The sequence below is a fragment of the Erwinia persicina NBRC 102418 genome, assembly GCF_001571305.1.
GTDB classification, from domain to species: Bacteria; Pseudomonadota; Gammaproteobacteria; order Enterobacterales; family Enterobacteriaceae; genus Erwinia; species Erwinia persicina.
Genome location: NZ_BCTN01000014.1, coordinates 1 through 13598, shown reverse-complemented (window position 1 = coordinate 13598; position 13598 = coordinate 1). Strand labels below are relative to the sequence as shown.

At 54.5% G+C, this 13598-nt stretch carries 12 protein-coding genes and 1 riboswitch; of the genes, 8 read left to right on the top strand and 4 right to left on the bottom strand.

What is annotated here, in order from left to right:
* Positions 1-166 precede the first annotated feature (166 nt).
* A complete protein-coding gene (gene argE / locus EPE01S_RS15375; RefSeq protein ID WP_062746782.1) occupies positions 167-1318 on the bottom strand; it encodes an acetylornithine deacetylase in 1152 nt (383 codons plus the stop codon).
* A gap of 122 nt (positions 1319-1440) precedes the next feature.
* Here argE and argB point away from each other — a divergent pair, with 122 nt between their 5' ends.
* The 3 genes from argB to argH all read left to right on the top strand — a co-directional run bounded on the left by argB (position 1441) and on the right by argH (position 4928).
* Positions 1441-2217, top strand: a complete 777-nt coding sequence (argB, locus tag EPE01S_RS15370; protein WP_062746779.1) for an acetylglutamate kinase — start codon at positions 1441-1443, stop codon at positions 2215-2217.
* 30 nt (positions 2218-2247) lie between these two features.
* Positions 2248-3462 (top strand): argininosuccinate synthase, encoded by a 1215-nt coding sequence (locus EPE01S_RS15365; RefSeq protein WP_062746776.1) that lies wholly within the window; start codon positions 2248-2250, stop codon positions 3460-3462.
* Positions 3463-3554: 92 nt separating this feature from the next.
* Positions 3555-4928 (top strand): argininosuccinate lyase, encoded by a 1374-nt coding sequence (gene argH, locus EPE01S_RS15360; protein ID WP_062746773.1) that lies wholly within the window; start codon positions 3555-3557, stop codon positions 4926-4928.
* Between the two features lie 79 nt (positions 4929-5007).
* On the opposite strand, the gene EPE01S_RS15355 is transcribed toward argH, so the two are convergent.
* Complete coding sequence (locus EPE01S_RS15355) at positions 5008-5739, bottom strand: glutathione peroxidase (protein ID WP_062746769.1); 732 nt, start codon at positions 5737-5739, stop codon at positions 5008-5010.
* 136 nt (positions 5740-5875) lie between these two features.
* On the opposite strand from EPE01S_RS15355, the gene oxyR reads away from it, so the two are divergent.
* Positions 5876-6805, top strand: coding sequence for a DNA-binding transcriptional regulator OxyR (gene oxyR / locus EPE01S_RS15350; RefSeq protein WP_062746767.1), 930 nt, complete (start codon positions 5876-5878; stop codon positions 6803-6805).
* On the opposite strand, the gene sthA is transcribed toward oxyR, so the two are convergent.
* Entirely contained in the window at positions 6779-8179 is a 1401-nt protein-coding gene (gene sthA, locus EPE01S_RS15345; protein ID WP_062746764.1) for a Si-specific NAD(P)(+) transhydrogenase, read from the bottom strand. The genes oxyR and sthA overlap by 27 nt on opposite strands.
* A 191-nt stretch (positions 8180-8370) precedes the next feature.
* Here sthA and fabR point away from each other — a divergent pair, with 191 nt between their 5' ends.
* Both fabR and EPE01S_RS15335 read left to right on the top strand, forming a co-directional pair.
* Positions 8371-9012: an HTH-type transcriptional repressor FabR gene (fabR, locus tag EPE01S_RS15340; protein ID WP_062746761.1), complete on the top strand. Its 642-nt coding sequence runs from the start codon at positions 8371-8373 to the stop codon at positions 9010-9012.
* Between the two features lie 11 nt (positions 9013-9023).
* Entirely contained in the window at positions 9024-9383 is a 360-nt protein-coding gene (locus tag EPE01S_RS15335) for a YijD family membrane protein (protein ID WP_062746758.1), read from the top strand.
* 27 nt (positions 9384-9410) lie between these two features.
* Here EPE01S_RS15335 and trmA read toward each other — a convergent pair whose 3' ends face one another.
* Positions 9411-10511 (bottom strand): tRNA (uridine(54)-C5)-methyltransferase TrmA, encoded by a 1101-nt coding sequence (gene trmA, locus EPE01S_RS15330; RefSeq protein WP_062746756.1) that lies wholly within the window; start codon positions 10509-10511, stop codon positions 9411-9413.
* 124 nt (positions 10512-10635) lie between these two features.
* Positions 10636-10817, top strand: a riboswitch (cobalamin riboswitch).
* A gap of 67 nt (positions 10818-10884) precedes the next feature.
* On the opposite strand from trmA, the gene btuB reads away from it, so the two are divergent.
* Both btuB and murI read left to right on the top strand, forming a co-directional pair.
* Positions 10885-12762, top strand: a complete 1878-nt coding sequence (btuB, locus tag EPE01S_RS15325; protein WP_062747025.1) for a TonB-dependent vitamin B12 receptor BtuB — start codon at positions 10885-10887, stop codon at positions 12760-12762.
* On the top strand, positions 12707-13558 hold the full coding sequence (gene murI / locus EPE01S_RS15320) for a glutamate racemase (protein ID WP_062746754.1): 852 nt from the start codon (positions 12707-12709) through the stop codon (positions 13556-13558). The genes btuB and murI overlap by 56 nt, the downstream gene beginning before the upstream one ends.
* Positions 13559-13598 lie beyond the last annotated feature (40 nt).

Here is a 13598-nt window from a genome sequence, read left to right as displayed (position 1 = left end):
ATTGAAATCAGGGGCAACACGCTGTTTTTGCAGCCAATTGTCCCTTCAGTACGTCATTCTTACCCTGGAAATGCAGGGGGCGGACACTTTTACCCCCGTCACATCGTGATGGGGACTGACGGGCCTGCCATCCCCCTGCAACCCGAAGTATTTTGATTAAACCGGGTTAATGATGACAAAAATGATGCACCACCTGGGCGATCAGCTCGCGGGTCGGTTTAATGAACGCCGTATCTATAAATTCGTCCGGCTGATGCGCCTGATCGATCGATCCCGGGCCTAACACCAGCGTCGGGCAGATCTGCTGGATGAACGGTGCCTCGGTGCAGTAGTTCACCACCTCTGTTTCTGTCCCCAGCAGTTTTTCCACCACCTGAACCAGCTGATGCTCACGCGGACACTCGTAGCCCGGGATCGGCGGGTGCAGCTCACCCACGGTCAGACGGCCTGGCCAGCGCGCACTGACAGGAGCCAGCGCCTCATTCAGCAGACCGTCAAGATCGCTCAACGTCAGGCCCGGCAGTGGGCGGATATCCATATGCAGTTCACAGCAGGCGCAGATCCTGTTGGCTGCGTCGCCGCCGCTAATATGGCCAAAGTTCATCGTTGGGTAGGGGATGGCAAAGCCATCGTGGTGATAGCGTGTTTTCAGCGTATTGCGCAGTTCCATCAACTGGGTGATGGACTCATGCATCAGTTCAATAGCATTGACGCCGCGGCCCGGATCGCTCGAGTGGCCTGACTGACCCTGAATACGGATCACATTAGAAATATGGCCTTTGTGCGCACGCACGGGTTTCAGGGAGGTGGGCTCGCCGATAATGGCACAGTCCGGACGCAGGCTGGTGGTTTCAGAGAAGAACTTCGCGCCCGCCATGGTGGTTTCTTCATCGGCGGTGGCGAGAATATAAAGCGGTTTTTTCAGCGCTGACACGTCAATATCACGCAGGGTCTCTAAGATGAAGGCGAAGAAGCCTTTCATGTCGGCCGTGCCGAGACCGTAGAGCTTATTGTCGTGCTCACTCAGGGTAAAGGGATCGCGCGTCCAGCGGCCATCGTCGAATGGCACGGTGTCGGTATGCCCGGCCAGCAGCAGGCCGCCCGCACCCTGGCCACTCTTTGCCAGCATATTGAATTTATTGCGCGTGCCGGGTACCGGCTGGACTTCCACGCTGAAGCCGATATCGCGGAACCAGCCCGCCAGTAAATTGATTAAAGTTTCATTGCTCTGGTCGAGCGCACTGTCGGTGGCGCTGATTGATGGGGTTGCAATCAGTTGGCGGTAAATCTCAATAAAAGGGGGTAATTTTGTCTTCACTGTTGACAGTCCTTGGGTTAGGATAGTATCAATATTCATGCACTAATAGTGAATAAAAATACAATATCGGCGGCCAGATGGAAACCGAAAATTCTATCTATCACAGAGAGCGAGTTGAGTTGATGACCCATCCGTTAATTATCAAGTTAGGCGGTGTGCTGCTGGACAGCGAAGAGGCGCTGGAGCGTCTGTTTACTGCTCTGGCCAGCTACCGTACCACGCATCAGCGCCCGTTGCTGATCGTTCACGGTGGCGGCTGCCTGGTCGATGAACTGATGAGCAAGCTGTCGCTGCCGGTGAAGAAAAAAAACGGACTGCGCGTCACACCCGCCGACCAGATTGACATTATCACCGGGGCCCTGGCGGGTACAGCGAACAAAACCCTGCTGGCCTGGTCAAAAAAACATGGCATTGATGCCGTTGGTCTGTGCCTGGGCGACGGCGGCAGCGTTGATGTGGCGCAGTTTGACGATGAACTGGGCCATGTAGGGCTGGCCACGCCGGGTTCTCCCCACCTGATAAATACGCTGCTGGGTGCGGGCTATCTGCCGGTCGTCAGCTCGATTGGCATCACTGCCGATGGCCTGCTGATGAACGTTAACGCCGACCAGGCCGCGACGGCGCTGGCTGCCACGCTGGGGGCGGACCTGATCCTGCTTTCTGATGTCAGCGGTATTCTGGATGCTGACAGGCAGCGTATTGAAGAGATGACGGCAGAGAAAGCCGAACAGCTGATCGCCGATGGGGTGATCACTGACGGGATGATCGTCAAAGTTAATGCTGCGCTGGAAGCCGCCCGTACGCTGGGCCGCCCGGTGGATATCGCCAGCTGGCGCCATGCCGAACAGCTGCCAACCTTATTTAACGGCGTGTCCATCGGCACCCGTATCCTCGCTTAATTAGTAACGTATTCATTTAAGGAAGAGACAATGCAAGACAAAAGCATCAAGAAAATCGTACTGGCTTACTCTGGCGGTCTGGATACTTCGGCCATCATTCCATGGCTGAAAGAGAACTACGGCGGCTGTGAAGTGGTGGCATTCGTGGCGGATATCGGCCAGGAGCGCGGCGATCTGGAAGGCGTGGAGCAGAAAGCGCTGCAGTCCGGTGCGTCTGAGTGCCATGTGGTGGATCTGCGCGAAGAGTTCATCAGCGAGTACGTTTATCCTGTGCTGCAGACCGGTGCCCTGTACGAAGGGACTTACCTGCTGGGCACCTCAATGGCGCGCCCGATTATTGCTAAAGCGCAGGTTGAGCTGGCGCTGAAAGTGGGCGCAGATGCCCTGTGCCACGGCGCAACCGGTAAAGGCAATGACCAGGTGCGTTTTGAAACCACTTACACCGCGCTGGCCCCACAGTTGAAAGTCGTCGCGCCATGGCGTGAGTGGAACCTGCGTTCCCGTGAAGCCCTGCTGGATTACCTGAAAGAGCGTAATATTCCGACCACCGCGTCGCTGGAAAAAATCTACAGCCGTGATGAAAACGCCTGGCATATTTCTACCGAAGGCGGCGTGCTGGAAAGCCCGTGGAATGCCCCGAACAAAGACTGCTGGGTATGGACCGTGGATCCACTGGAAGCCCCGGATCAGCCTGAGCAGGTGACCGTTACCGTTGAGAAAGGGTGCGTCGTTGCGGTGAACGGCGAAGCGTTAAGCCCGTTTGGCTGCCTGGACAAACTGAACGCCATCGGTGCCCGTCACGGCGTCGGTCGTATCGATATCGTGGAAAACCGTCTGGTGGGTATCAAGTCCCGCGGCTGCTACGAAACCCCTGGCGGCACCATCATGGTGAATGCGCTGCGTGCGGTTGAGCAGTTGGTTCTGGATCGCGACAGCTTCAAATGGCGTGAGCAGCTTGGCCTGGAAATGTCCTATGTGGTTTACGATGGCCGCTGGTTCGCACCGCTGCGTAAATCCATTCAGGCTTCTGCGGCGGCACTGGCAGAAGAAGTGAACGGCGAAGTGGTGCTGCAGCTGTACAAAGGTCAGGTAACAGCCATCCAGAAGAAATCGGCTAACAGCCTCTACTCTGAAGAGTTTGCCACCTTCGGTGAAGACGAAGTGTACGATCACCGTCATGCAGGCGGCTTTATCCGTCTGTTCTCTCTGTCTTCACGCATTCGCGCGCTGAACGAGAAGAAGTAATCTTTTCCGGGCGAGGCCACTCGCCCCTACAGGCATTCGTAGGGGCGGCACCTGTGCCGCCCTTATTACATTATTTGAATGGAGTACTGAGCATGGCACTTTGGGGTGGACGGTTTACGCAGGCAGCAGATCAGCGTTTCAAGTTATTTAATGACTCACTGCGCTTCGACTATCGTCTGGCAGAGCAGGACATCACTGGTTCCGTTGCCTGGTCCAAAGCGCTGGTGACGGTCAATGTGTTAACCGCAGACGAGCAGCAGCAGCTGGAAGTTGCGCTGAATGCGCTGCTGGAAGACGTGCGCGCGAACCCACAGCAAATCCTGGAAAGCGACGCCGAAGATATTCACAGCTGGGTGGAAGGGAAGCTGATCGACAAAGTCGGTTCACTGGGTAAAAAACTCCATACTGGCCGTAGCCGTAATGACCAGGTCGCTACCGACCTGAAACTGTGGTGTAAAGCGCAGGTCAGCGAACTGTTGACTGCCACACGTCAGTTCCAGCAGGCACTGATTGCCACCGCAGAAGCCAACCAGGACGCGGTCATGCCGGGTTACACCCACCTGCAGCGCGCGCAGCCGGTGACGTTTGCCCACTGGTGTCTGGCCTATGTTGAGATGCTGGCGCGTGATGAAAGCCGCCTGCAGGATACGCTGAAGCGGCTGGACGTCAGCCCGCTGGGCTGCGGTGCTCTGGCCGGAACTGCGTATGAGATCGACCGCGAACAGCTGGCTGGATGGTTAGGCTTTGCCTCCGCCACCCGTAACAGTCTGGATACCGTATCCGACCGCGACCACGTGCTGGAACTGCTGTCAGATGCTTCTATCGGCATGGTACACCTGTCGCGTTTTGCCGAAGATCTGATCTTCTTCAACACGGGTGAGGCGGGCTTTGTTGAGCTGTCTGATAAAGTGACGTCGGGCTCCTCGCTGATGCCACAGAAGAAAAACCCGGACGCGCTGGAATTGATCCGTGGCAAGGTTGGCCGCGTGCAGGGGGCACTGACCGCCATGAGCATGACGCTGAAAGGTCTGCCGCTGGCATACAATAAAGATATGCAGGAGGACAAAGAAGGGCTGTTCGACGCGCTCGATACCTGGTCTGACTGCCTGCATATGGCGGCGCTGGTTCTGGACGGAATTCAGGTGAAACGTCCGCGTTGTCAGGAAGCCGCCGAACAGGGTTATGCGAACTCGACCGAACTGGCGGATTACCTGGTCGCCAAAGGCGTGCCGTTCCGCGAAGCGCATCATATTGTCGGTGAAACCGTGGTAGAAGCGATTAAGCAGGGTGTAGCGCTGGAAGCACTGGCGCTGTCTGACCTGCAGAAGTTCAGCAGCGTGATTGCAGAAGATGTCTATCCCTTCCTGTCGCTGCAGTCCTGCCTGGACAAACGTAACGCTAAAGGCGGCGTTTCTCCGCATCAGGTAGCAAATGCGATCACTGAAGCGAAACAGCGCCTGGGATAACGGGCGCCAGGCTGACCTTCTTATCGGGGTCAGCCTGCCAGCGTGAAAGGGACGACCAGAAGAAGGCCGCCCCTGTCTGTTATGCCGCGAAGAACTGCTCTAAATCATCACTGCCGCCGATATGGCGACCGCCAATGAACACCTGAGGTACGGTAGCCCGGCCGGTGACGGCACGCAGGCTCACGGTGGTGGCGTCCTGACCCAGGACGATTTCTTCAAACGCGATCCCTCGGTCTAACAGCATCTGCTTGGCTTTGGCACAGAACGGGCAGCCCGGCTTGCTGAACAGGGAAACGGACTCCTGCACTTTAAATTCCGGGGCCACATAGCGCAGCATGGTATCCGCATCGGACACTTCAAACGGGTCGCCGGGCTTATTCGGTTCAACAAACATCTTCTCTACCACGCCGTTACGCACCAGCATGGAATAACGCCATGAGCGGGGACCAAAGCCGAGGTCGGCTTTTTCCACCAGCATCTCCATACCCCGGGTGAAATCACCGTTGCCATCGGGAATAAAGGTGATGTTGCCGGCACGCTGATCGGCTTTCCAGGCGTTCATCACAAAGGTGTCATTGACTGACACGCACAGGATGCTGTCCACGCCATGTTGCCCAAATACGTCTGCCAGTTCGTTATAGCGCGGCAGATGGCTGGATGAACAGGTGGGGGTAAAGGCTCCCGGCAGAGAAAAAACGATCACCGTTTTGTCTTTGAACAGCTCATCAGTGGTGACATCGACCCAACTGTCGCCCTGACGCGTGTGAAAAGTGACCTGCGGGATAGACTTACCTTCCTGACTTGCAAACATAAAAAGACCTCAACGTTATAAAATTAGGTGTGCTCCCTTTCTGCACCGGCACATTATCTTTATTGATGCTTGATAGGGATAATCGTTGGTTGCTATGCTATCTATCGTCACGAACTATCGTGAATGAGAGGATAAAATGAATATACGTGATCTGGAGTATCTGGTTTCGCTGGCAGAACATCGCCATTTTCGTCGTGCAGCCGATGCCTGCCATGTGAGTCAGCCGACGTTAAGCGGCCAGATTCGTAAGCTGGAGGATGAGCTGGGCGTGATGCTACTGGAGCGCACCAGTCGTAAAGTACTGTTTACCCAGGCCGGTCTGCTGCTGGTGGACCAGGCCCGTACCGTGCTGCGTGAAGTGAAAGTACTGAAGGAGATGGCCAGTCAGCAGGGCGAGGCGATGTCAGGGCCGATGCATATTGGTCTGATCCCGACCGTTGGCCCGTACCTGCTGCCGCAGATTATTCCCACGCTGCATAAAACTTTCCCGAAGCTGGAAATGTATCTGCACGAAGCGCAGACCCAGCAGCTGCTGGCGCAGCTCGACAGCGGTAAGCTGGATTGTGCCATTCTGGCGCTGGTGAAAGAGTCAGAAGCCTTTATTGAAGTGCCCCTGTTTGATGAGCCAATGAAACTGGCGATCTATGCCGATCACCCATGGCATGACCGCGATCGCGTACCGATGTCGGATCTTTCCGGTGAAAAGCTTTTGATGCTGGAAGACGGTCACTGTCTGCGCGACCAGGCGATGGGCTTCTGCTTCCAGGCCGGAGCAGATGAAGACACACACTTCCGCGCGACCAGTCTGGAAACGCTACGCAATATGGTGGCTGCGGGCAGCGGCATTACGCTGTTGCCTTCGCTGGCGGTACCGAAAGAGCGGGTGCGCGACGGGGTGTGTTACCTGGACTGCTATAAGCCGGTACCACAGCGCACCATCGCGTTAGTGTATCGCCCGGGTTCCCCTCTGCGCGGCCGCTATGAGCAGCTGGCAGAGGAGATCCGCGAGCATATGCAGGCGGTCATGAATGGCGGTGCGTTAAAACAGGCGGTTCAGGCCGTTTAACGCGGCAACCCGGTAGGCTTCCGCCATCGTCGGGTAGTTAAAGGTGGTATTCACGAAGTACTCAATCGTGTTGCCACCGTTTTTCTGTTCCATAATCGCCTGACCGATGTGGATGATCTCCGCAGCACGTTCACCGAAGCAGTGAATGCCGAGGATCTCTTTGGTCTCGCGGTGGAACAGGATCTTCAGACTCCCGACATTCATCCCGACAATCTGCGCACGTGCCAGGTGTTTGAACTGTGCCCGACCCACTTCGTAGGGCACTTTCATCGCCGTTAACTGCTGTTCGGTTTTCCCGACGGAGCTGATTTCCGGGATGGTGTAGATACCGGTCGGAATGTCTTCAATCAGGTGCGCGGTCGCTTCGCCTTTGATCATCGCCTGCGCGGCAATGCGCCCCTGATCGTAGGCAGCAGACGCCAGACTTGGGTAACCAATTACATCCCCCACTGCGTAAATATGCGGCTGTGCCGTCTGGTACATACTGTTCACTTTCAACAGACCGCGACCATCCGCTTCCAGCCCGACATTGTCCAGTGACAGTGAATCGGTGTTCCCGGTGCGTCCGTTAGCGTACAACAGGCAGTCTGCCTTGAGTTTCTTGCCGGACTTGAGATGCATAATCACGCCATCTGCCACCCCTTCAATTTTCTCAAACTCCTCATTATGGCGAATCACCACGCCATTATTCCAGAAGTGATAAGAGAGCGAGTCTGACATTTCCTGATCGAGGAAGGCCAGCAGACGGTCGCGGGTATTAATCAGATCGACTTTGACCGACAGGCCACGGAAAATCGACGCGTACTCACAACCGATCACACCGGCACCATAGATAATCACATGATCCGGTTCATGGTGCAGGTTAAGGATAGAGTCGCTGTCATAAATGCGTGGGTGGCTAAAATCGACATCCGGTGGATGGTAAGGGCGTGAACCACAGGCAATCACAAACTTTCCGGCGGTCAGTCGTTCGACCGTGCCATCATGGCTTTCGATTTCGATGGTGTTGGCATCGACAAAACGGGCGTCACCCTGGAACAGTTCACAGTGATTACGCTCGTAGAAGCCCTGACGCATCCGGGTTTGCTGGCTGATGACGTTTTCAGTGTGGTTCAGAATATCAGCAAAAGAAGAGCGCAAAAGACGCGTGTGGTCGCTATACAGGGGGTTCTGATTGAATTCGATAATGCGGCTGACGGCATGGCGCAGCGCTTTAGAAGGGATCGTCCCCCAGTGTGTACATCCGCCACCGATATTGTGATAGCGCTCGATAACGGCAATTCGTGCGCCCTGTTTCACCAGGCCCATCGCGGCACCTTCACCGCCAGGGCCGGAGCCAATCACGATGGCGTCGTAATCATAAGACTGTTGCATACCAATACGTCCTATTTTTTATACAATTTTACAACGAGATTCTAACATCTCGCGCCTCAGTTCCCAATTCTAACCGTGCTTTTTGCCATCAATTGCCAAATGAATGAGTTAACAGGCGGTCACAAAGTTTGGCCCACTGTACGCTGAAATTTTTGCTATAGTGCCCACTTGCAGGCTAAACAGGCAGAAAAATGGGCGTCAGAGCGCAGCAAAAAGAACGTACACGACGTTCATTAATCGAAGCGGCATTTAGTCAACTAAGCGCCGAACGTAGTTTTGCCAGCCTCAGTTTGCGTGAAGTCGCCAGGGAGGCGGGTATTGCTCCAACGTCATTCTATCGTCACTTTCGTGATGTAGATGAATTGGGGCTAACGATGGTGGATGAAAGTGGCCTGATGCTGCGACAGCTTATGCGTCAGGCTCGTCAGCGTATTGCCAAAGGTGGCAGCGTTATCCGGACATCGGTTTCTACCTTTATGGAGTTTATTGGCGACAATCCTAACGCCTTTCGCCTGTTACTCCGTGAGCGTTCCGGAACCTCATCCGCGTTCCGTGCTGCTGTAGCGCGTGAGATTCAGCACTTTATCGCCGAACTGGCTGATTATCTGGAAATTGAAAATCGCATGCCGCGCAGCTTCACCGAGGCGCAGGCTGAAGCGATGGTGATTATCGTGTTTAACGCCGGTGCGGAAGCGCTGGATATTGATGCCGATCAGCGGCGTCAGCTGGAAGAACGACTGGTGCTGCAGCTGCGGATGATCTCGAAGGGGGCCTATTACTGGTACCGCCGTGAGCAGGAAAAGCTGGCAGTAACGCTGGAATCCAAAGACTAGCAGGGGGTGACATGAATTTAGCAACGGGCCGGGACAAAGGAACACTGCTGCTGACCTTTATTACCGGACTTTCCATTAATGGTTCTTTTTCGGCACTGTTCAGTTCTCTGGTGCCATTTTCAGTCTTCCCGTTGATCGCGCTCGGTCTGGCTGCCTGGTGCCTGCATCAGCGCTACCTGAATCGCGCCATGCCTGAAGGAATGCCGTCGCTGGCTGCCGGCTTTTTCCTGCTGGGGATTCTGGTGTACAGCGCCATCGTCCGGGCAGAATACCCGGACATTGGCTCTAACTTTGTACCGACCATCCTGATGGTGGTGGTGGTGTTCTGGATTGCCATGAAGTGGCGCGCGCGCAAAAATAGTCAGCAATAACGGGCGGCCCGCATCGCCCGGGCCAGTTTAGCGGCGGGTCAGTAGTACGCCGCACTCCATGTGATGGGTATACGGGAACTGGTCAAACAGCGCGAGGCGAGCGATCTCATGGGTGTCAGACAGCGTGGCGAGGTTCTCGCACAGCGTCGTCGGATTACAGGAGATATACAGAATGCGCGGATACGCCTGCACCATCTTCACCGTTTCTTCATCCAGGCCGCTGCGCGGCGGGTCGACAAAAATGGTTTCGCATTCATAGCTGCTCAGATCGATACCTTCCAGCCTTCTGAAGCTTCTGTCTCCGTTCATTGCCTGAGTAAACTCTTCTGCCGCCATGCGGATAATCTGTACGTTATCGATCTGGTTTACCGCGATATTGTACTGAGCAGAGGCGACTGACGGTTTGGCGATTTCCGTTGCCAGCACGCGGCGGAAGTTACGCGCCAGTGCCAGTGAGAAGTTGCCGTTGCCGCAGTACAACTCCAGCAGGTCGCCGCGAGAATCGCGCGTGGCATCCAGCGCCCATTCCAGCATCTTCACATTCATTGCCGCATTGGGCTGCGTAAAGCTGTTTTCTACCTGGCGATAGATCATCTCACGGCCGTCCACCATCAGACGCTCATCAACGAAATCCTGGTCCAGACAGATTTTGGTTTTAGTGGCGCGGCCGATCAGATGCAGATCGAACCCTTCCGCACGCAGCGCATCACGCAGTAGCGTGGCCGCCTGCTGCCACTCTTCATCCAGCTTACGGTGATAGAGCAGTGAAACCACCATCTGGCCGCTGACCGTCGATAAATAGTCTATCTGGAACAGTTTAAAGCGCAGCGCACGCTGGTCGCGCACGGCCGCGATCATACGGGGCATCAGGCGGTTAATCAGTTCACTGGCCGCCGGGAAGCTGTCGACCCGGATGCGGTTGTGCGTCTCCTGATCGAAAATAATATGGTACAGGTCGTCGCCATCATGCCAGATACGGAATTCTGCACGCATCCGATAGTGGCTGACCGGAGAACGGAAGACTTCGACTTCGGGCGCGTTAAATGCGGACATCATGGACGTCAGTCGTGTCACTTTCTCAGTGAGCTGGTCATCATACTGTTCAACAGGCAGTTGTTCGGGTGTCATGGTGATTCCTGGGTATTTGGCGGATATAGCCGGGCGATTGTAGGGAATCTTTATCTCATGTCCAGCGTTGTCCACTCTTCATTCATTATGGATGTCTGGATATCTGGACTTCTAATATATTTGTACATAAAATGCGGCCTCCGGCCTCCCCACGAGTTAAAAGGGAATCCAGTGCAAATCTGGAGCTGACGCGCAGCGGTATAGAATGTCGTGACAATAGCGTAATGCAGACACTGTCTTTTGACGGGAAGTCATTGCCACTTAAGGATTCTGAGCCCGAAGACCTGCCGGATGAACGTCGCATTTTTTACGATCATCGCGTGCTATCGATCGTATGCCTGCGGCATCCTGCACATCTTTTGGATGCTTGATGATGATAACAACTAAAAACTCGCTGCTGGCGTTTAGCGCTACGGCGATTTCCCTCTGGGCGCAAAACGGCTTTGCACAGGAGAGTAATGAAGAAACGCAGGTTGTGACTGCGAATCGTTTTGAACAGCCAGTCTCTTCTGTATTGGCCCCTACCACGGTGGTTACGAAAGAGCAGATCGACCGCTGGCAGTCAAAAACGCTGACGGATGTGATGCGTCGCCTGCCGGGTGTCGATATTGCTCAAAATGGTGGAATGGGCCAGCAAAGCTCACTGTTTATTCGTGGCACTAACTCCAGCCATGTTCTGGTCTTAATTGATGGTGTGCGCCTTAATCAGGCGGGGATCAGCGGTGCTTCCGATCTCAGCCAGATCCCAATTTCACTGGTTCAGCGGATTGAATATGTACGTGGAGCACGTTCAGCAGTCTATGGTTCTGATGCCATTGGAGGGGTACTCAACATCATTACCACGCGCAATGAGGATGGTACGACGCTTGCGGCAGGGGTTGGTTCCAACGGCTATCAGTCTTACGACGGTTCCACTCAGCAGATGCTGGGCCAGAATACTCGGGTGACGCTTGCAGGTAACTATACCTACACCAAAGGCTATGATGTTGTTGCTAATTACCCTGATGCACTTGGCAACACTGCACAACCCGATCGTGATGGGTTTATGAGCAAGAACATCTATGGCGCGATTGAACATCAGATCAATGATGATTTTAGTGCCTTTGTTCGGGGTTATGGCTTTGATAACCGCACTGCCTATGACGGTAGCCCGACCTATGTTCAACCCGATACCTATGTTGATACCCGCCAGCTGTATAGCCAGACCTGGGATGGTGGACTCCGCTTCAATAATGGTCTCTATTCTTCCAATCTGACCGCCAGCTACAGCCACACGAAAGATTATAATTACAGTCCTGATATGGGACGCTATGCATCTTCTGCCACTCTTGATGACTCCCAGCAGTATAATTTGCAGTGGGCCAATAATGTGGCCGTGGGACAGGGCAGTGTGGGTGGCGGCGTTGACTGGCAGAAGCAGTCCATTGAGCCAGGGACTGCTTATGTAAATGACCGTCGTGACGTGACCAATACGGGGTTGTATGCCACCGGGCAGCAGATGTTTGGTCCAGTCACGCTGGACGGTGCCGTTCGTGGCGATGATCACTCCGTTTACGGCTGGCATAACACCTGGCAGTCCAGCGCGGCCTGGGAGTTTATTGAGGGTTATCGTTTCATCGCCAGTTACGGGACGGCATTTAAGGCACCCAATCTCGGTCAGCTGTACGGTTCTTTTGGCGGCAATAGCAATCTTGATCCTGAAGAGAGCAAGCAGTGGGAAGGGGGCTTCGAAGGCTTAACGGGCCCTGTGACCTGGCATGTATCCGGATATCGCAACGATATCGACAGCCTTATTGATTACAGTAGTGCCAACGGCGGTTATTACAATATCAATAAAGCGACCATCAAAGGTGTGGAAGCAACGGCTTCATTTGATATCGGTCCGGTATCTCACCAGATTTCCTATGATTACGTTGATCCGCGTAATGCTGAAACCAATGAGATTTTGCTGCGTCGGGCTAAACAGCAGGTGAAGTATCAGCTCGACTGGACGGTGTATAATTTCGACTGGTCAGTGAGTTATCAATACCTGGGTGAACGCTACGACCGTCAATACGCAACCAATCCAAATGGTGATCTGGCCAAATTGGGGGGGGTCAGCCTGTGGGATCTCGCGGTGTCGTATCCAGTCACATCCCATCTCACCGTTCGTGGTAGAATTGCCAACCTGTTCGATAAAGAATACGAGACAGTGTATGGCTATGAAACCCCTGGACGGGAATACTACCTCAGCGGCAGCTACACCTTCTAAACCGCGTCCCACCGTGCTGGTTTTTGATTCCGGCGTCGGTGGGCTTTCAGTCTATGATGAGATCCGCAAATTGCTGCCGGATCTCCATTATCTCTACGCGTTCGATAATGTCGCTTTCCCTTATGGCGAAAAGTCGGAAGCGTTTATCGTCGAGCGTGTGGTCGCTATCGTTGAAGCGGTGACCCGCCGTTATCCCCTGGCTCTGGTGGTGATCGCCTGTAACTCAGCGAGTACCGTCACGCTGCCCGCTTTACGCGAGCGCTTTGCATTTCCTGTTGTCGGTGTGGTTCCTGCTATAAAACCGGCAGCGCGCCTGACTCGTAATGGGGTTGTTGGCCTGCTGGCGACCCGGGGGACGGTGAAACGTCCTTATACGCATGAGCTGGTGGCGCGTTTTGGCAGTGAATGTAAGACCGAGATGCTGGGATCGGCGGAGTTGGTAGAGCTGGCGGAAGCCAAACTGCATGGCCAGCCTGTTTCTATCGATGACGTGAAGCGCATATTGCAGCCGTGGCTGCGTATGCAGGAACCACCGGATACCGTCGTCCTGGGCTGCACGCATTTCCCTCTTATTAGTGAAGAGCTACAGCAGGTACTCCCTGAAGGTACCCGTTTAATCGATTCTGGTGCGGCAATTGCGCGTCGAACGGTGTGGTTACTGGAAAATGAGTCGCCAGACGCTTTTTCGCCGGATGAGAACATGGCGTTCTGTATGGATATTACTGAGCAGGCGGTACAATTAATGCCCGTTTTACAACGATATGGCTTCACAAAGCTCGAAAAACTGTCGCTTTAGCCGGGTTTCGGGTAAAAAAGCACCACTCAGTAACTTTTTT

Coding starts and splice junctions, on each gene's coding strand:
- argB (WP_062746779.1), top strand. CDS start 1,441: ATGACCCATCCGTTAATTATCAAGTTAGGCGGTGTGCTGCTGGACAGC.
- EPE01S_RS15365 (WP_062746776.1), top strand. CDS start 2,248: ATGCAAGACAAAAGCATCAAGAAAATCGTACTGGCTTACTCTGGCGGT.
- argH (WP_062746773.1), top strand. CDS start 3,555: ATGGCACTTTGGGGTGGACGGTTTACGCAGGCAGCAGATCAGCGTTTC.
- EPE01S_RS15355 (WP_062746769.1), bottom strand. CDS start 5,739: ATGTTTGCAAGTCAGGAAGGTAAGTCTATCCCGCAGGTCACTTTTCAC.
- oxyR (WP_062746767.1), top strand. CDS start 5,876: ATGAATATACGTGATCTGGAGTATCTGGTTTCGCTGGCAGAACATCGC.
- sthA (WP_062746764.1), bottom strand. CDS start 8,179: ATGCAACAGTCTTATGATTACGACGCCATCGTGATTGGCTCCGGCCCT.
- fabR (WP_062746761.1), top strand. CDS start 8,371: ATGGGCGTCAGAGCGCAGCAAAAAGAACGTACACGACGTTCATTAATC.
- EPE01S_RS15335 (WP_062746758.1), top strand. CDS start 9,024: ATGAATTTAGCAACGGGCCGGGACAAAGGAACACTGCTGCTGACCTTT.
- trmA (WP_062746756.1), bottom strand. CDS start 10,511: ATGACACCCGAACAACTGCCTGTTGAACAGTATGATGACCAGCTCACT.
- btuB (WP_062747025.1), top strand. CDS start 10,885: ATGATAACAACTAAAAACTCGCTGCTGGCGTTTAGCGCTACGGCGATT.
- murI (WP_062746754.1), top strand. CDS start 12,707: ATGGCTATGAAACCCCTGGACGGGAATACTACCTCAGCGGCAGCTACA.